Here is an 18,336-nt window from a genome sequence, read left to right on the forward strand (position 1 = left end):
CTCAAAACATAAAGTAACGCTGCGCCATCGGCAGCTCTGTGGCCGGCTGGCAGGTTAACAATTCCCCATCCGCGCGTACCTCATAGGTTTCCGGGTGCACTTCGACCTGCGGCGTCGCACTGTTCAACTTCAGGTCCCGTTTGCCGATATTTCGGGTGTTTTGCACAGCCACGGTTTGCTTGGCCAAGCCCAGCTTGTCGCGCAGCCCGTCCGCCTGCGCCGCACCCGAAACAAAGGTCACCGCTGAATTCTCCACACTGCGCCCAAAGGCCCCAAACATCGGGCGTGAATAGACCGGTTGTGGTGTCGGGATCGACGCATTTGGATCGCCCATCTGCGCCATGGCAATAGTGCCCCCAAGCAAAACCATCTCGGGTTTGACGCCAAAAAACGCCGGATCCCACAAAACCAGATCCGCTCGTTTGCCCTCGGCAATGCTGCCAATTTCGTGGCTTAACCCATGGGCGATTGCCGGATTGATAGTGTATTTCGCAATATAGCGCCGCACCCGGAAATTGTCGTTCTCGCCGACCTCCTCGGCCAAACGCCCGCGCTGTTTCTTCATCTTATCAGCGGTTTGCCAGGTGCGGATCAATACCTCAGCTACGCGCCCCATCGCCTGACTGTCAGAGGCGATAATGCTAAACGCGCCCATATCATGCAGAATATCCTCGGCAGCAATGGTTTCACGCCTGATACGGCTTTCCGCGAATGCCACGTCCTCGGGGATCGATTTGTCCAGATGGTGACAGACCATCAACATATCCAGATGCTCTTCGATGGTGTTCACCGTAAAGGGCCGCGTCGGGTTTGTTGACGATGGCAGAACATGCTCTTCGCCACAGATTTTGATAATGTCAGGCGCATGGCCACCGCCCGCACCCTCGGTGTGAAACGCATGGATAGTCCGACCCTTCATCGCGCCAACCGTATGCTCGACAAAACCTGACTCATTTAACGTGTCGGTGTGGATCATCACCTGCACATCCATGGCGTCCGCCACCGACAGGCAGCAATCAATCGCTGCTGGGGTCGTGCCCCAATCCTCGTGCAGCTTTAACGCGCAAGCCCCGCCCAAAATCTGTTCTTCTAATGCGGCGGGCAAGCTGGCATTGCCCTTGCCCGCAAAGGCCAGGTTCATCGGAAAGGCATCTGCGGCCTGCATCATGCGACCAAGGTGCCAGGCACCGGGGGTACAGGTGGTGGCCAAAGTGCCATGGGCTGGCCCGGTGCCTCCGCCCAGCATGGTTGTTAAACCGCTGTGCAGCGCGTCATCAATCTGTTGCGGGCAAATGAAATGGATATGGCTGTCAAACCCACCAGCGGTCAAAATCCGACCCTCGCCAGCAATCACCTCGGTGCCGGGGCCGACAATGATATCAACGTTTGGCTGGGTATCAGGATTGCCGGCCTTGCCAACCTTATGAATACGCCCATCGCGCAGGCCGACGTCGGCCTTAAAAATCCCCGTATGATCGACGATCAAAGCATTGGTGATCACCGTATCCACGGCCCCCGCCGCACGGGTGACCTGCGATTGCCCCATGCCATCGCGGATCACTTTGCCGCCGCCAAACTTGACCTCTTCGCCATAAGGCCCGGTCAGGTCACGCTCGACCTCGATGATCAGGTCGGTGTCTGCAAGCCGCAGTTTGTCACCCACAGTGGGGCCAAACATCGCCGCATAGTCAGCTCGTTTAATGGTTGCTGGCATTACAACGCCCCCATGACTTTTTGATTAAACCCATAAACGCGACGCGCGCCCGAAATCGGGATCAGCTGCACTTCGCGACGCTGGCCCGGTTCAAAGCGCACCGCCGTGCCTGACGCGATATCCAGCCGCAGGCCATAGGCCGCATCCCGGTCAAATTCCAACGCAGGGTTGGTTTCTGCGAAATGATAATGACTGCCCACTTGCACCGGGCGGTCGCCGGTGTTGGCCACCATCAGCGTGATTGCCTCGGAGCCTTCGTTCAGCACCAAATCGCCCTCGGCGGCAAAGACCTCTCCGGGGATCATTTGCCAGAGGTCCGCAGGGCAACCACCGCCACAACCGCAATAGCAGCCAGACCCAGCATGATATTTTCTGTGCCATGCGGCGCAACATGCGCACCGCTATGAGCCAAGGCAGGCGCGGCAACAATGGAAAGGGGCAGGGCGATCTTTAGGGCGAATTTCATGGATAGGTCTCCTTAGCGAATGGGGTTGTGAACGGTGACAAGTTTGGTGCCATCCGGAAAGGTGGCTTCGACCTGCACGTCGTGGATCATTTCGGCAATGCCGGCCATGCATTGGTCACGGCGCACCACTTCGGCGCCCGCTTCCATCATGTCAGCCACCGATCGGCCGTCGCGCGCGCCTTCGACCACAGCATCGGTGATCAGGGCTATGGCTTCTGGGTGGTTTAACTTCACGCCCCGCGCCAAGCGTTTGCGCGCCACCTCAGCGGCCATCGCCACCAGCAATTTGTCTTTTTCCCTAGGGGTCAGGTTCATCTTTTTAAAGTCTCCACGAGGTTGGAAGGCTGTTATCTGTCAATCGGTTCAACACTGGCACCAGGGTTTGGCGCAGGGCAAAGCTGTCTTGCGCCACCAGGCGCATCACCAGAACATCAGGCTGCAACAGGCTGACACCGCCAGTCTGGGGCATCAGCATTTGTAAGGGTTTCAAATGGGCCTCGGCATTGGGGGCCACATAGATCAGGCTCGCCATGGCACCGCCGCCTTGGGCGGTGGCCAATTTGGCCAGATGCGCCACGCTGTCGCCGGTCAGATCCAGCCCGTCCATATACAGCGGCGTGCCCTCGCGGCGAATTGCGATGCGGTCCTTAAAGGCGATCTGCGTCAGTTGCTCGCCCATGGCCGCGCGGCCAAAGACAATCGGTTCAACGGCCAAGAACTGCGCCTCTGCTTGCAAATCAACGCTTAGGGACCGCGACAGGGCGCTGCCGTCAAACAAGATCATTTCTTGCGGCAACCAATGCAGGCTGGCACCCGCCTCAACAGTAAGCTCTGTGTGCAGCTCTGCTTGTCCACTGTCGGCACGATAGGCGCGTTCAGCTGCCTGCGTGGTGCAGCTAAGGTGGCTGTTTTGTCCGGCAATACAGGTGATATCAATCTTGTCGCCGCCGGTTAAGCCACCGGATGTGTTGATTAAAATGGCCTGCACGTCAGATCCGCGTGCAAACAGTGCCTTCATCGCACCAGAGCTGCGAAACCGGTCTAAACCACTGCCGGCTCCAACCGGTTTGGTCGTCAAGATCAACGCGCCCTTGGTGCGTGGCACCGCTGTGATGTCATCTGACACTTTATGGGGGGGCAGGGCGTTGATGGCAGATCTCCGGTTTTATGTTTCTGCCTCATACTTCATCAGCAAGACCGTGAAGTGATCATGATTCTCCGAATTTTGGGGTGTGATCCCGACAGTTTGCCTGTTTTTAAGGCTAAGCTACCTGCAATCGCGCAATATTTAAGCAACTGCCCAAATGGTTAATGCTGAATTCGCAGGCAAAGTTGATCAGAACGGTCTGCCGCCGTTCAGTATCCCTACCCAGGCGCCGCATGGTGCCAACACTTGGGATGTGGGTGTGTGACGACCATACGATTGGACCTCGAAGCGGCCGCCACACGAATTGCAACAACAGTTGCGAAGCAACAGCTACGATTTTGCGCCGTCTGGTGCAATGTTCGGCTGGCTTCGCGAGGAGCTAAAAATGAACTTCCTTTCTAAGACTCTGACAAGTGCTGCCGCCTTGACCGTTATGGCCGGCACCGCAATGGCCTCTGATTGCACCGTTAAAGTGGGTGTGCTGCACTCTCTGTCCGGTACAATGGCGATTTCTGAAACCACCCTTAAAGACACCATGCTGATGCTGGTCGAACAGCAAAACGCCAAAGGCGGCGTTCTGGGCTGTAACATCGAACCGGTTGTGGTTGACCCGGCCTCTGACTGGCCACTGTTTGCTGAAAAAGCCCGCGAGCTTCTGTCCACACACGAAGTTGACGTGATCTTTGGCAACTGGACATCAGTGTCTCGTAAATCTGTTCTGCCCGTCATCGAAGAATTGAACGGCTTGTTGTTCTACCCTGTTCAATACGAAGGCGAAGAAAGCTCTAAAAACGTCTTCTACACAGGTGCCGCGCCAAACCAACAAGCGATTCCTGCGGTGGATTATTTCCTCGAAGAGCTGGGCGTTGAGAAATTTGCACTGTTGGGCACCGATTATGTCTACCCGCGCACAACCAACAACATCCTGGAACAGTATCTGCAAGACAACGGCATCGCGGCTGAAGATATCTTTGTAAACTACACGCCATTTGGCCACTCTGATTGGGCCACCATCGTTGCAGACGTTGTTGCTCTGGGCGAAGACGGCAAATCTGTTGGCGTGATCTCCACCATCAACGGCGACGCAAACATCGGCTTTTACAAAGAACTGGCCGCGGCTGGCATTTCTGCGGATGATATCCCAGTGGTTGCCTTCTCTGTTGGCGAAGAAGAACTGTCGGGTCTGGACACAGCAAACCTCGAAGGTCACCTGGCCGCTTGGAACTATTTCCAATCCGCAGAATCTGACGCAAACGCAGAATTCATCGATGCATGGAAAGCCTTTGCTGGCGAAGAGCGCGTGACCAACGACCCAATGGAAGCCCATTACATCGGTTTCAACATGTGGGTAAACGCGGTTGAAGCAGCAGGTTCAACGGATGTCGACGCAGTGCGTGACGCAATGTACGGCCAAGAGTTCCCGAACCTCACAGGCGGCACCGCAGTGATGTTGCCAAACCACCACTTGGCAAAACCGGTTCTGATTGGTGAAATCCAAGCGGACGGTCAGTTCGACATCATCTCCAAAACAACCGAAGTACCGGGCGACGCATGGACAGACTTCCTGCCAGCCTCTGCGGTTCTGAAGTCTGATTGGAAAGATTTGGGCTGCGGTATGTACAACACCGAAACCGGTTCCTGCGTACAGATCAAATCCAACTACTAATCGATCCTAACCGAGGTGCCCGGATATTCGGGCATCTCGACCCCTGACTGGCGAAAACACTCCCATGATCCGTTTATTAAGCTTTTTGCTGGCAATGATTTGCCTGCCCGCTGCCCTGCACGCGCAAGACATCCAAAGTCTTTTACAAGACCACCAAAAGGTGGTGATGAAATCCTCGCGCAAAACCGTTGGCCCGGTGCTCGACGCTTTGGTCGCTTCAGGTCAGCCACAGGTCGCGACATTCCTGCAAAACTGGCAAAGTAAAAACGTCTATGCCCGCAAAGACGACGGGCTGTTTTTTTACGGTGAAAAAACCGGGAAAACCCTTTCGCTCTTTGATATTTCCGACCAAAGCACCGTCGCACAAGACGTGGATGCCAAGTCGCTTAAACAAATCAAACCCAACGGCGGCGTGCGCAAAGAAATCGGCAAAGCCTTGGTGGCCTTCCAACTCAGCGATCCGGATATTGCCCGGCGCACCGACGCGCTGAACGCGATCTCTGGTTCGATGAATGCCACGCAATTGGCCCCCTTGCTGGACTCTATTGATGGCGAGACCGATCCAACGCTAAAGCGGCGCAAAGAACGGCTGGCCAATTATCTGACCGCCCGATTTGGCGATACCCCGGCGGCGCGTATTGCCGCAATCGACGCCATGACCCGCGACCTCAGCGTCGATGGCCGCGCCGTGCTTTCTCAGATCCTTGAAACCCGCCTAGAGGTTTCCAAGGTCAAGCCTGTCACCGTAAATCTGGCCCGGCAACTCGAACTTGGCACCGACCTGACCCGCGCCCAAGCCTATGAAACGCTTGTGGAACTGGCGGACCTGCCAGCCCTGATCACAGAAAACGACATCCGTCTGGCGCTTGAAAACAACGTCGTTGGTGGCCGTGTTGGTGGCGCACCCACAGCCACGCTTGGCAGCCTACAAGCGCGGGCTGTTGCCTATGACGCTTTGGCCGCCGCCGGCACAGTGCCCCCAAGGGTCACAGACACCGATATCGACACAGCCCTCGCAACATGGGGCTTTTACCAAGTCTATATAGACGCCGACGCTCAGGTCACAGAGGCCGCGCTGAAAGCACAATCCACCGTGACAACCCGCGTGCAAATCAACCAAGCCGCTGATCTTGGCCTTGATGCCATCTCGCTGGCCTCAATCTACTTCCTTGCCGCTGTTGGTCTGGCCATCACCTTTGGCGTGATGGGGGTGATCAATATGGCCCATGGCGAATTTATCATGATGGGGGCCTACACCGGTTATGTGGTGCAGCAATTCATCACCAATTACACCCTATCGCTGGTGGTGGCTTTGCCGCTGGCCTTTGCGGTGACCTTCGCCGCTGGCGTATTGATGGAGCGCACCGTTATTCGCTGGCTCTACAATCGCCCACTGGAAACCTTGCTGGCCACTTTCGGTATCTCGATTGCCTTGCAACAGCTGGCCAAAAACATCTTTGGCACACAGGCCCGCCCGCTGACCTCTCCGGGGTGGCTGGATGGCGCGTGGGTGATCAATGATGTGGTGCAAATCAGCTTTATCCGCATCGCGATCTTTGTGCTGGCGCTGATGTTCTTGGGCCTCTTGCTGTTCATCCTCAAGAAAACCCGCCTCGGGCTAGAGGTCCGTGCGGTCACTCAAAATCCGCGCATGGCGGCTTCGATGGGCATCAACCCCGATAAGATCAAAATGATGACCTTTGGGTTGGGGTCTGGCATCGCCGGTATCGCGGGCGTCGCTATTGGCCTCTTTGCCAAGGTCACCTCTGAAATGGGTTCTGACTATATCGTGCAAAGCTTTATGACCGTGGTTGTCGGAGGCGTGGGCAACGTCTGGGGCACCTTGGCAGGCGCGGCCATGATTGGCACCTTCCAAAAAGGTGTCGAATGGCTGAACCCATCCAACACTCTGGCGGCCCAGACCTATATGATCCTCTTCATCATCCTCTTCATTCAATTCCGTCCCAAGGGCATTATCGCGCTCAAGGGCCGTGCGGCAGGAGATTGATCCCATGCAGCGTAGCTTTTTCGCAAACAACCCGTCTGTCCTTTGGTTTCTGCTGTGCCTTGGTGCCTTTACTTTGGGCGTGACCGTTCTGGCCGAAGCCACCGGGGCAGGGGTGATCTCAACCTCTTTTGTCAAAACCTTGGGCAAAGTTCTGTGCCTTTGTCTTGTGGCCATCGCCATGGATGTGGTCTGGGGCTATTGCGGCATTCTCAGCCTTGGCCATTTCGCCTTTTTTGGCATCGGTGGCTATGCGGTTGGCATGTGGCTGATGTTTGCCCGCACCGAGGCGATTGTGGTTGAAAACCTCTCTGGCCGTCTGATCCCGGCAACCCCAACCGAAGTCAACGATGCCATCGCCACGCAAATCTTTGGTGTTGTCGGAGCTTCCGAATTCCCTCTGATCTGGGCCTTCTCTCACAGCCTTCTGCTACAACTTCTGCTGGTGGTCCTGGTGCCCGGCTTGCTGGCCCTGGTCTTTGGCTGGCTGGCCTTCCGGTCGCGGGTCACGGGCGTTTACCTATCGATCCTGACCCAAGCCATGACGCTCGCTCTGGCGCTCTACCTCTTTCAAAACGACAGCGGCTTGCGCGGCAACAACGGCCTGTCTGGCCTGCAAAACATTCCCGGTTTCGAAGCTGTGCCCCAGTCGGTCATTTCCATGGCCTTCTTCTGGGCCTCAGCCGTCGCCCTGGGCGCGGGCTATGTGCTGTTTGCCCGCGTGTTGTCGGGCAAAATGGGCAGCGTCATCCGCGCCATTCGCGACGATGAATCCCGCGTGCGCTTCCTTGGCTACCACGTTGAAAGCTATAAGCTATTTGTCTTTACCCTCACCGCAATTGTCGCCGGAATCGCCGGTGCGCTGTATTACCCGCAAGCCGGTATCATCAACCCCGCCGAAGTCGCGCCCATCGCCTCGATCTATCTGGCAGTCTGGGTCGCCATCGGCGGCCGTGGTCGCCTCTATGGCGCGGTCATCGGCACCGCCTTTGTTTCTTTGCTCTCCAGCTGGTTCACCGGCGGCAGCGCCCCCAATATCAACCTTGGGTTCTATACCATCCAGTGGACCGAATGGTGGCTTGTTCTACTCGGGGTCTCTTTCGTTGCTGTCACGCTGTTCTTCCCCGGCGGCATCGGCATGATCTTTGACAAACTCGTAAGGAAACCCCAATGAGCGCGCTTTTAGAACTTTCCGGCGTCTCGGTCTCCTTTGACGGCTTCAAAGCCATCAACAACCTGGCGTTTCAAATCAACGAACCCGAGTTGCGCGCCATCATTGGCCCCAACGGCGCGGGCAAAACCACCTTTATGGATATCGTGACGGGCAAAACCAAACCCGACGAAGGCCGGGTGTTATGGGGTGAAAAATCCATCAACCTGATCGGCAAGTCCGAAAGCCAGATCGCCCGCGAAGGTGTGGGGCGCAAGTTCCAGAAACCCACGGTGTTTGAGGCCCAAACCGTGCGTGAAAACCTCGCAATGGCATTAAAAAACCCCCGCAGCCCGTTTGAGGTTCTGTTTTACCGCAAAACCCAAAACGGCGCGGACCGGATCGAAGCCATTGCTGCCCAGATCAACCTGACAGAACAGCTGACGCGTCAGGCTGGAGAGTTGAGCCACGGCCAGAAACAATGGCTGGAAATTGGTATGCTGCTGGCCCAGGAACCCCGATTATTGCTGGTGGATGAACCCGCCGCTGGCATGACACCGGCAGAACGCGAAAAGACCACGGAAATCTTGGTCGAGGCCGCCAAAACCCGCGCCGTTGTGGTGGTGGAACACGACATGGAGTTTGTGCGGCGCCTGAACTGCAAAGTCACTGTGCTGCACGAAGGATCGGTGCTGGCCGAAGGCAGCCTGGACCATGTCACCCAAAATCCCGAAGTCATTGACGTTTATCTGGGGCGCTAAGAAATGCTGAATGTTGAAAATCTGACCCTGCATTATGGGCACTCACAGATCCTGTTTGATGTGGCCCTGCGCGCCGAATTGGGCGCGGTCACCTGCCTGATGGGCACCAACGGTGTTGGCAAAACCAGCTTGCTCAAGGCCATATCAGGCACGCACTCGCGTTCTGGGGGTGACATAACGATTGACGGAAAGCCTGTGCCCAAATCGGCTGCAGCCCATCATATGGCGCATTTTGGCGTCGGTTATGTGCCGCAGGGCCGCGATGTCTTTCCGCTGATGACCGTGCGCGAAAATCTGGAAACCGGCTATGCCTGTTTGCCCAAAGCAGACCACAATGTGCCCGATGAAATATTCGAGCTGTTCCCGGTACTGCAAGACATGCGCGCCCGCCGTGGCGGCGATCTGTCAGGCGGTCAGCAACAGCAACTGGCCATTGCGCGCGCCCTGATCACCAAACCCAAAGTGCTGCTGCTGGATGAACCCACCGAAGGCATTCAGCCCAATATTATCAAGCATATTGGCGATGTGATTTCCTATCTGCGCGACGAGGGCAATATGGCGATTGTGCTGGTCGAACAGTTCTTTGATTTTGCCTATGGTCTGGGCGATGAATTTGTGACCCTGACCCAGGGCAAAGTCACCTACAGCGCCAACCGCGACACCGTGGACCGCGAGGAATTGCTGCGCAACGTTTCGGTGTAATCGCAGGCCGGGCTTCAGCCCGGCTAACCCTTCGTTAACCATGACTTGCCCATCCTTGGGCATGTCAAATTACACCCGCCCAAAAATCCCCGGCGCGTCAATTTTCTTTACGGTTAATCTGGCTGATCGGTCATCAACCCTGTTGGTTGACCAAATCGACGCCCTGCGGGACGCAGTCCGCACCACCAAATCCGAGCGTCCCTTCCACAGTGACGCATGGGTGGTCCTGCCCAATCACATGCACATGGTTTGGACATTGCCCGCAGGCGACAGTGACTACAGCACGCGTATTGGTGCGATAAAGGCGAGGTTTACCAGAGGTCTGGGTAGGGTGGGGTTCTACCCCACCAATGTACCAAAAAAGGTGGGTTACAAACCCACCCTACAACGTACGGCCAGTAAAATTCGAAAAGGCGATGCAGGCATCTGGCAACGCCGGTTTTGGGAACACCACATCCGCAACGAAACCGAATACCGCGCCTACGTCGATTATTGCCACATCAACCCAGTGAAACACGGACTTGTGGAACGCCCCGAAGAATGGCCATATTCCACGGTGCATGTGCACGGGGTGTAGGGGGGGGCCACCCCACCGTTGCGAGAAGGTTGCAGCCGGGAATGGTGGGCTGGAAACCCACCCAACGACCTATCTGGTTTCATCATCCACGTAGGCCGGGCTGAAGCCCGGCACATACGCAATCACCGCAGGGTGGGGCCTCACGCCACAGCGCAAAAATTACCGCGTAAACTTCTTATGCTTCAAGCGCTTTGGCTCCAGCGCATCGGCCCCCAACCTACGTTTCTTATCTTCTTCGTAGTCTTCAAAGTTCCCCTCAAACCACTCCACATGTGCCTCGCCTTCAAACGCCAGCATGTGTGTGCAAATCCGGTCAAGGAAGAAACGGTCGTGGGAAATAACCACCGCGCAGCCTGCGAAATCCACCAGCGCATCTTCCAGCGCCCGCAGGGTTTCAACGTCCAGATCGTTGGTCGGTTCATCCAGCAGCAACACGTTGCCGCCTTCTTTTAACAAACGCGCCATATGCACGCGGTTGCGTTCCCCACCAGACAACAGGTTCAGTGGCTTTTGCTGATCGCCACCCTTAAAGTTAAACGATGAACAATAGGCGCGCGAATTGACCTGCGCATCGCCCAGTTCGATAATCTCGGCCCCGCCGGAAATCGCTTCCCACACGGTGTCTTTGTCGTTCAGATCATCACGCGACTGATCCACATAGGACAGCTTAACCGTGTCGCCATATTCCACCGTGCCCTCATCAGGCTGTTCCTGCCCGGTCAGCATCTTAAACAGCGTTGATTTACCCGCACCGTTGGGGCCGATCACACCGACAATCCCGCCCGGAGGCAAGGAAAACTCCAGCCCCTCGATCAGCTGCTTGTCGCCGTAATGCTTGCCCAATCCAGCAACCTCGATCACCTTGCTGCCCAAACGCGGACCATTCGGAATAACGATCTGCGCGCGCCCAACCTTTTCACGCTCTGACTGACCGGCCATCTCGTTATAGGCCGCAATCCGCGCTTTTGATTTCGCCTGACGGGCTTTTTGGCCCTGTTGCATCCATTCCAGCTCGCGTTCCAGCGTCTTTTGCTTAGACTTATCTTCGCGCGCTTCCTGCGCCAACCGTTTGGATTTCTGGCTCAGCCAGGCCGAATAATTCCCCTCATATGGGATACCCTTGCCGCGATCCAACTCAAGGATCCAGCTGGTGATATCATCCAGGAAATACCGGTCGTGGGTCACACATAAAATCGTGCCCTTATAGTCGATCAAATGCTGCTGCAGCCAAGCAATCGTTTCCGCATCAAGGTGGTTGGTCGGTTCATCCAGCAACAACATGTCTGGCGCTTCCAGCAGCAACTTGCACAGCGCAACCCGGCGCGCCTCACCCCCGGACAAATCCGCGATCTTGGCATCATCGGGCGGGCAGCGCAGCGCCTCCATCGACACATCCACCTGACTGTCCAGATCCCACAGGTTTTCCGCGTCAATCTGATCCTGCAAGTTGGCCATCTCATCAGCCGTCTCGTCAGAATAGTTCATCGCCAGTTCGTTATAGCGGTCCAAAATCGCTTTTTTGGCGGCCACACCCAGCATCACGTTTTCCCGCACAGACAGGCTGTCGTCCAGCTTGGGTTCCTGTGGCAAATAGCCAACCTTGGCACCTTCGGCTGCCCAGGCCTCGCCAGTAAAGTCCTTGTCCAAACCGGCCATGATCTTCATCAGCGTCGATTTACCGGCGCCGTTCACACCCACCACACCGATTTTCACACCGGGCAAAAAGCTCAGGTGGATATTTTCAAAACACTTCTTACCGCCAGGATAGGTCTTAGAGACCCCCTGCATGTGATAGACGTACTGATAAGCTGCCATTTGGGGCCTCTGAATTTGGGGATTTCAAACTAGAGGCCGTGATAGCGGATGGGGTCGGGGATGGCAATCTGGGGCTGGTCTTTTGTCGCTCTCACTCTATGGAGTTAAGCTTGTCTTGCTTTTCAAAAAAGTCCCATTTTTGATAGAATTCCTCAAGATTGTCGTTGTGCTTTTTGTTGCCAAATAGTTCGTAGTCGTCAAAATGCTTCAATATATCAAACTTATCGACCAATGGAGCCATCTTCGCTGAACCATGTTGGCTGGCGCAATTGAGGCAAAGTAAGCTTAACTCTGCACTGCAAAGTCGGGCTCTGAGAATATTGGTATAAAACTTCTTTTGTTTGACATTTGAGGAATCTACAAATTTCAAAATGGTATATATTTGTCGAAAGTATGGTGCCAAATCATTTCGGTAGTTAAGAAAGTTGTTTTCATATTCCTTGATTGGGTTAATCGAACCTTCTGAGTGGTTTCGCATTTGTCGCGCTGTTCGCGGGCGAACATAATGCTGCAGTTTTTCTAATGCATCTGTGCCGCTATTACCGTCGATTTCAATGTTTTCTAAGAAATTGGAAAACGCAGATAACATCTGAAAAAAACGGTTCTCGAAAATTTGCTGTTCAATGAAATCACTTTGTGCAGATAGCTGGTCTGCTTGGACTTTGATATGTTGTTTCGTTTCTTTTTGTTCACCGACCAAAAGGGAGAGTTCTTGCCGTTGGAATTGCAGCTCTTTCTTCTGAACAAAGAGTGTGTAGATCAAACCAGCAAATGCAAGGCCAGAAAAAAGCGCCGTTATCCCGCCAAACATGTCGCCGGATTGCCCGCGTTTTTCCAAGTCGTCCATTAACAAGCTGACAGCGACGGCGTAAAAACACCATAATAAAAAGACTAAAAACAAAAGGGTTAATAAGCCAATAAAGGACAGATAGAATTTTTCGCGTCTTAAGAACCTGATGAAGAAATTACGATTTGCGATGCTCTTGCAAGCGAATTTATACAGTGTTTTCAATTTATGTACCGTTGTGAAATCGAGTTGTGGAAACTTCAGCAATAAAACACTTGTCAGTTTGTAACTGCAACCCGGCGCCGCCGGGCAGCGCCCGACCCTCCCGCCAAACCGCAGGTATGCCGCAGGCTGTGGCAAGGGCGCTTTTCGGGCTCCGCCCGTTCGCGGCTGAATTTGTCCCCCAGACAAATACCAAGACGCCGCTCGCCCCACCCAGGGTCAGACGCTGCCCTCTGGGAAACCAATGCTCCAACAACCTGTTGTAGGGTGGGGTTCCACCCCACCATCCACCCAGAACCAAAACAAACCCAATGTCGGGCCGAAGCCCGGCCTACACGGGGCGTGTTCCGTTTCATCGCGACGTCGCCACAACGCGATCTTAACCAAACAATGCATTGCCAAAGACGGGCGTAACGCGTTCCAAAAAATCGCAAGAATTTCGCTGCGAAACATTTTGTCCCCAAACACACCTCGAATCGTACGTTTGGGGCCGCGAAACGTACAAATTGTACATATAACCGGAAATTTCTGGCCCGAACGATGGGGTAACACGCCGGTCACAAACGCCTATGTCAGGTGCTTTTCAAAGAACAAATCAGGATATGGGTCGTCGTTAAACCGCGCAATCTCGGACCATCCCAATTTGTGATACAGGGCGGCGGCTTCGGGCAGGGCAGAATTGGTATCCAGCCGCAATGTGGTGATCCCCAGCGCCAATGCCGCCCCGTCACAGGCCGCCATCAAGTCGCGCGCAACGCCCATGCCGCGCGCCTTGGGGGACACCCAAAGTCGTTTGATTTCAGCCACTTCACCGCCCGATCCTTTGACGCCCACGCAGCCCACCGGTGCATCCGCCATCCTGGCCACAAAAAACACGCCGCGCGGGGCAATCATGTCATCGGCCTCTGGGTCATTGCTCAGCGATACGTCAAATCCGCGTTCAAACCGCGCTTCCAGCTCGGCATAATACTGTTGCAGGCAATAAACCGCCTCCGAGTCGGTGGGGTTGCATTCCACAAGCGTGACGTCACTCATCAGATTGTCCTTAGAAAGCCCATAGTTTCAACGCATTAGAGATTCGCATCCCGGTAAAATCCAACATAGGCCCACCGGTGGCGCGGTTGAATGGCATCGGGCGGTTTTATTTTTGGGCCGGCTGATTTTTGCGGCTATCTCTCTGCGATTATTGGAAAAATAAATCCGCAGCACTGGACATTTGCGCGGCAAATCCCTCTATATACTGCCCGTGAGGAAACGCGTGACATATCTGCGCCCCGGCATGACCGTTGGGCTGCTCGGTGGCTCTTTTGACCCCCCGCATTTGGGGCATGTTCACATCACAAAAGAGGCGTTAAAACGCTTTGATCTGGACCATATATTGTGGCTGGTCTCGCCGGGTAACCCGTTGAAATCAAAGGGGCCTGCTGCGATATCCCGCCGTATGAAGGCCGCCCAGGATTTGATGGATCACCCCCGTGTCACCGTCAGTGATTTTGAGGCCCGCGCCGGCACCCGCTATACCGCTGAAACCATCCAGAAGCTGATCCAGGCCTATCCCGGTGTGAACTTTGTCTGGCTGATGGGGGCCGACAATTTGGCCCAGTTCCACAAGTGGAAAGATTGGCGTAAAATCATGGACTTAACCCCGGTCGGCGTACTTGCCAGACCGGGTGATCGCATCGCCGCAAGGGCCGGAAAAGCCGCTGACGTCTATCGCGATTTCCGCATCAAAGGCCGCCACAGTCGCCTGCTCGGCTCCGCCCAAGCCCCCGCCTGGAGTTTCGTGAATGTGCCGATGGTCAACCTAAGCTCTACTCAATTGCGTGAAAATGGGGGCTGGGTTGGCGATTAACCTATTGAAAGAATATGATTATATTTCTGCCAAGATTTTTCGTAAAAACGTCTTGGCGTTGCCAGAATTCAGCGCCAAGATTGGGAAATGATGTCTAAATTTTCACGCCGCTTCTTTTTGTCAGCTGTTGCGAGTGCCGCAGCCAGCACCGCGCTCGCCAATCCCCCAACAACATCCCTACGCCCCCATCCCCGCCCCGCCAAACTTGCAGTTGCATCCGTAGAAAAACTGATCGCAAAAGCCGATCTGAACGGCAAAATTGAGTTTGCGGTCGTTGATATGGAAAGCAGAAAAGTTTTGGAATCACAACGAGTTACGTCTGGATTGCCCCCTGCGAGCGTTTGCAAAGCTGTCACAGCACTTTACGCATTGGATGTGCTGGGTGCGGCGCATCGATTTGTGACCAAAGTATACGCCACGGGTCCAATAGAGCAGGGTGTATTGAAGGGGGATCTGATCTTGTCCGGCGGCGGTGATCCGACGCTGGACACAGACGCTCTAAAAATGCTGGCAAAATCCCTTAAAGAAATTGGCCTCATCCGTATCGAAGGGCGGTTTCTGGTTTATGGAGCGCACCTGCCATTTTCAGAAGCGATTGACAAAAATCAACCTGCGCATGTTGGATATTCCCCTGCAATTTCAGGTATTTGCCTGAACTACAATCGCGTCTATTTTGATTGGAAAAAGGTCGGGCAGGGCTATGATATATCGATGGAAGCCCGAGGTGAAACCGCGCGGCCACCTGTGCGTGTCGCGCGCATGACATTGTCCGATCGCAAGGCCCCAATCTTTGATTATAGCGCCCGTGATGGGCAGGATATTTGGTCGGTTTCTCGGCATGCTCTGAACGAAAAAGGCGGGCGCTGGTTGCCGGTTCGACAGCCCGAGATATATGCCGGTGAAACCCTTGCCTGGCTCGCAAAACAACAAGGTATAACGCTGCCGTTGCCGCAGAAAACCGCAAGCAAGCCAACTGGCGCGGTTCTAGCTCTGCATGAGAGTGCACCGTTATTGTCGATCATCAAAGGGATGTTGAAATATTCGACAAATGTGACCGCCGAGATGGTGGGGCTGGCAGCCACATTAGCCCGCGGTCATTATGTTGCCAGCTTGCGTGCGTCCGGGCGGAAAATGTCGGATTGGGCGGCGCAAAACCTTGGTATGAAAACCGCAAAATTCGTGGATCACTCTGGGCTGGGGGATGCTTCACGGCTGCATGCCGAAGAACTGGCCCAAGCCCTGGCCGCGGCCCAAAGTCAGGCTGCTATTGGCTCAATTCTCAAGACCATTGCCTTAAAGGATGCGCAGGGAAAACCTGACAAGAACAACCCGATCAAGGTTGTTGCGAAGACCGGAACATTGAATTTTGTCAGCGGGTTAGGCGGGTATATTGAGACGGAAAGCGGTCAGATGCTGGCATTTGCGATTTTCGCCGCTGACCAAGAGGCCCGCGCAAAGCTCACGCGAGCGCAGCGGGAACGCCCGCGCGGCGCAAAGAGCTGGAACCGGCGGGCCAAGGGGCTTCAGCAGGCATTTATTGAACGATGGGCACAGCTTAGTTTGGTCAGTTACTAAGCGCGCAGATCCCCTACCGATTTAAGACTTTTCACACAAGAAATGTGGTGCTAAATGCCATCCGTCCAGGATGGTTCTGGATACCGGTCGCAGCCTACCCGGTTCGTTAAAACAAGGACTGAATATGAAAACGCTTGTCGTCTGCTCTGGCGGACTGGATTCCGTGACTTTGGCCTATAAGGTCGCTTCTGAACAGCAATTGATAGGGCTGATTTCTTTTGACTATGGTCAACGTCACAAAAAAGAGTTGAGTTTTGCGGCGCTTGCTGCTCAGCGCCTGAACACACCTTATTATCTGATCGATATGCGCCACATCGGGGCGTTTTTGTCTGGCTCTGCGCTGACTGATGATATTGACGTGCCTGACGGGCATTATGCGCAGGATACGATGAAGTCCACGGTTGTTCCCAACCGAAATGCGATCTTGCTTTCGGTGGCCTTTGGGGTTGCTGCCGCCAAAGGTGCCGAGGCCGTTGCGACGGCGGTGCATGGCGGGGATCACTTCATTTACCCCGATTGTCGCCCAGGCTTTATTGAGGCGTTTCAAACGATGCAGGATGAGGCGCTTGAGGGCTATGCGGACGTCAAACTATACACGCCGTTTGTGCATGTTCCAAAGTCTGAAATTGTTGCCGCCGGTGCAAAAGTTGGCACGCCCTTTGTCGATACTTGGTCGTGTTACAAAGGCGGTGATATACATTGTGGACGCTGCGGAACCTGCGTTGAGCGCCGAGAAGCTTTTGAAAATGCAGGTGTTTATGATCCTACTGGTTATGCGGATCCAGACTTTTGGAAAACAGCGCTGGGGCAAAGTTGATGTTTCGGATCACAAAAGAATTCCATTTTTCGGCTAGTCATCAATTGATTGGTTTGTCGGCAGATCATCCCTGTGCGCGGCTGCATGGGCATAATTATATTGTCGAAGTCGAGCTGTCTTCAACGAAGCTTGATCCCAATGGATTTGTACTTGATTATCGAGAGCTTGCGCCGTTGAAACGCTGGATCGATGACCAATTGGATCATCGTCACCTTAACGAGGTCTTTGACCATGATATGGTGACCTCCGAGTATCTGGCAAAGTTGATTTTTGACTGGGCCAAGCAGCGCTGGCATCAAATTTCGGCTGTGCGCGTGTCTGAGACACCCAAGACCTGGGCGGAATATCGACCATGAGCACGCTGCGAATAGCCGAGATTTTTGGCCCGACCATACAAGGCGAGGGGGCAGTGATTGGGCTGCCAACCATTTTTGTGCGCGCTGGTGGATGTGACTATCGTTGCAGCTGGTGTGACAGCCTGCACGCGGTGGATCAGGATTATCGCGGCACCTGGGCCAAAAGGACAACGCAAGAAGTTTGGAACAAGATTGACACCCTGTCAGGTGGGCAGCCGTTGACCATTTCGTTGTCTGGTGGCAATCCTGCGATCCAGAATTTTGGCCCCCTGATCAAACTGGGGAAATCCAAGGGCTATGAATTTGCACTCGAGACACAGGGCAGCGTTTGCCGAGAGTGGTTTTCAGAGCTTGCCCCGTTGATACTTTCACCCAAGCCGCCGTCTTCAGGCGAAGAGGTGGATTGGCCAAAGTTTGAAGCCTGTGTTGCGGCCGCCAAGACTGCTGAAGTGGTGATGAAGATCGTCGTGTTTGATGCGGTTGACTATGCCTGGGCCAAGGATGTGGCTAAGCGGTTTCCAGCGCTAGCGCTATATTTGCAACCAGGTAATCACACGCCACCGCCGCCCGAGACGGAGGATGCAGTGGTCGACATGGATGGCGTTATGGAACGCTATCAATGGTTGATTGATAGAACTTTGACTGATCAATGGTTTACGCCAAAAATTTTGCCGCAATTGCACGTGCTTTTGTGGGGCAATAAACGCGGCGTTTAGGAGTAGAA

General features: G+C 54.6%; 19 protein-coding genes. 11 read left to right on the forward strand and 8 right to left on the reverse strand.

Annotation, left to right across the window (positions count from 1 at the left end; all coding sequences use genetic code 11):
• Window position 1: 1 nt before the first annotated feature.
• Genes ureC through ABXG94_RS00600 form a run of 5 tightly spaced genes read right to left on the reverse strand, consistent with a single transcriptional unit; the run spans window position 2 to window position 3,285 of the window.
• Window positions 2-1,714 carry an urease subunit alpha gene (ureC, locus tag ABXG94_RS00580; protein WP_353531704.1) on the reverse strand — a complete coding sequence of 571 codons (1,713 nt, stop codon included), beginning with the start codon at window positions 1,712-1,714 and terminating at the stop codon, window positions 2-4.
• Window positions 1,714-2,019 (reverse strand): urease subunit beta, encoded by a 306-nt coding sequence (locus ABXG94_RS00585; protein ID WP_353531705.1) that lies wholly within the window; start codon window positions 2,017-2,019, stop codon window positions 1,714-1,716. The genes ureC and ABXG94_RS00585 overlap by 1 nt, the downstream gene beginning before the upstream one ends.
• The gene (locus tag ABXG94_RS00590) at window positions 2,016-2,180 is read right to left on the reverse strand and encodes a hypothetical protein (protein ID WP_353531706.1); all 165 of its coding nucleotides are present in this window, start codon (window positions 2,178-2,180) and stop codon (window positions 2,016-2,018) included. Before ABXG94_RS00590 ends, ABXG94_RS00585 begins: the two co-directional genes overlap by 4 nt.
• A gap of 12 nt (window positions 2,181-2,192) precedes the next feature.
• On the reverse strand, window positions 2,193-2,495 hold the full coding sequence (locus ABXG94_RS00595; RefSeq protein ID WP_353531707.1) for an urease subunit gamma: 303 nt from the start codon (window positions 2,493-2,495) through the stop codon (window positions 2,193-2,195).
• A gap of 4 nt (window positions 2,496-2,499) precedes the next feature.
• Window positions 2,500-3,285, reverse strand: a complete 786-nt coding sequence (locus tag ABXG94_RS00600; protein ID WP_353531708.1) for an urease accessory protein UreD — start codon at window positions 3,283-3,285, stop codon at window positions 2,500-2,502.
• Between the two features lie 427 nt (window positions 3,286-3,712).
• Between ABXG94_RS00600 and urtA the strand changes: the two genes are divergently transcribed.
• The 6 genes from urtA (at window position 3,713) to ABXG94_RS00630 (ending at window position 10,188) form a co-directional block, all read left to right on the forward strand.
• Window positions 3,713-4,993, forward strand: coding sequence for an urea ABC transporter substrate-binding protein (gene urtA / locus ABXG94_RS00605; protein WP_353531709.1), 1,281 nt, complete (start codon window positions 3,713-3,715; stop codon window positions 4,991-4,993).
• A 64-nt stretch (window positions 4,994-5,057) separates the two neighbouring features.
• Window positions 5,058-7,001, forward strand: a complete 1,944-nt coding sequence (gene urtB, locus ABXG94_RS00610; RefSeq protein ID WP_353531710.1) for an urea ABC transporter permease subunit UrtB — start codon at window positions 5,058-5,060, stop codon at window positions 6,999-7,001.
• Between the two features lie 4 nt (window positions 7,002-7,005).
• Window positions 7,006-8,172, forward strand: a complete 1,167-nt coding sequence (gene urtC, locus ABXG94_RS00615; RefSeq protein ID WP_353531711.1) for an urea ABC transporter permease subunit UrtC — start codon at window positions 7,006-7,008, stop codon at window positions 8,170-8,172.
• A complete protein-coding gene (gene urtD, locus ABXG94_RS00620; RefSeq protein WP_353531712.1) occupies window positions 8,169-8,909 on the forward strand; it encodes an urea ABC transporter ATP-binding protein UrtD in 741 nt (246 codons plus the stop codon). Before urtC ends, urtD begins: the two co-directional genes overlap by 4 nt.
• 3 nt (window positions 8,910-8,912) lie before the next feature.
• The gene (gene urtE / locus ABXG94_RS00625) at window positions 8,913-9,611 is read left to right on the forward strand and encodes an urea ABC transporter ATP-binding subunit UrtE (protein ID WP_353531713.1); all 699 of its coding nucleotides are present in this window, start codon (window positions 8,913-8,915) and stop codon (window positions 9,609-9,611) included.
• 61 nt (window positions 9,612-9,672) lie between these two features.
• The gene (locus tag ABXG94_RS00630; RefSeq protein ID WP_502901691.1) at window positions 9,673-10,188 is read left to right on the forward strand and encodes an REP-associated tyrosine transposase; all 516 of its coding nucleotides are present in this window, start codon (window positions 9,673-9,675) and stop codon (window positions 10,186-10,188) included.
• Window positions 10,189-10,347: 159 nt separating this feature from the next.
• On the opposite strand, the gene ettA is transcribed toward ABXG94_RS00630, so the two are convergent.
• The 3 genes from ettA to ABXG94_RS00645 all read right to left on the reverse strand — a co-directional run bounded on the left by ettA (window position 10,348) and on the right by ABXG94_RS00645 (window position 14,047).
• Entirely contained in the window at window positions 10,348-12,003 is a 1,656-nt protein-coding gene (ettA, locus tag ABXG94_RS00635; RefSeq protein WP_353531715.1) for an energy-dependent translational throttle protein EttA, read from the reverse strand.
• Between the two features lie 91 nt (window positions 12,004-12,094).
• Window positions 12,095-13,201 carry a putative phage abortive infection protein gene (locus tag ABXG94_RS00640; RefSeq protein WP_353531716.1) on the reverse strand — a complete coding sequence of 369 codons (1,107 nt, stop codon included), beginning with the start codon at window positions 13,199-13,201 and terminating at the stop codon, window positions 12,095-12,097.
• A gap of 378 nt (window positions 13,202-13,579) precedes the next feature.
• The gene (locus ABXG94_RS00645) at window positions 13,580-14,047 is read right to left on the reverse strand and encodes a GNAT family N-acetyltransferase (RefSeq protein WP_353531717.1); all 468 of its coding nucleotides are present in this window, start codon (window positions 14,045-14,047) and stop codon (window positions 13,580-13,582) included.
• Between the two features lie 223 nt (window positions 14,048-14,270).
• Between ABXG94_RS00645 and ABXG94_RS00650 the strand changes: the two genes are divergently transcribed.
• The 5 genes from ABXG94_RS00650 (at window position 14,271) to queE (ending at window position 18,328) form a co-directional block, all read left to right on the forward strand.
• Entirely contained in the window at window positions 14,271-14,864 is a 594-nt protein-coding gene (locus ABXG94_RS00650; RefSeq protein WP_353531718.1) for a nicotinate-nucleotide adenylyltransferase, read from the forward strand.
• A gap of 87 nt (window positions 14,865-14,951) precedes the next feature.
• A complete protein-coding gene (gene dacB / locus ABXG94_RS00655) occupies window positions 14,952-16,439 on the forward strand; it encodes a D-alanyl-D-alanine carboxypeptidase/D-alanyl-D-alanine endopeptidase (protein WP_353531719.1) in 1,488 nt (495 codons plus the stop codon).
• A gap of 124 nt (window positions 16,440-16,563) precedes the next feature.
• A complete protein-coding gene (gene queC / locus ABXG94_RS00660; protein WP_353531720.1) occupies window positions 16,564-17,256 on the forward strand; it encodes a 7-cyano-7-deazaguanine synthase QueC in 693 nt (230 codons plus the stop codon).
• A complete protein-coding gene (gene queD, locus ABXG94_RS00665) occupies window positions 17,256-17,612 on the forward strand; it encodes a 6-carboxytetrahydropterin synthase QueD (RefSeq protein ID WP_353531721.1) in 357 nt (118 codons plus the stop codon). Before queC ends, queD begins: the two co-directional genes overlap by 1 nt.
• Window positions 17,609-18,328: a 7-carboxy-7-deazaguanine synthase QueE gene (gene queE, locus ABXG94_RS00670; protein WP_353531722.1), complete on the forward strand. Its 720-nt coding sequence runs from the start codon at window positions 17,609-17,611 to the stop codon at window positions 18,326-18,328. The genes queD and queE overlap by 4 nt, the downstream gene beginning before the upstream one ends.
• Window positions 18,329-18,336: the final 8 nt, after the last annotated feature.

This window comes from Cognatishimia sp. WU-CL00825 (genome assembly GCF_040364665.1).
Taxonomy (GTDB): Bacteria; Pseudomonadota; Alphaproteobacteria; order Rhodobacterales; family Rhodobacteraceae; genus Cognatishimia.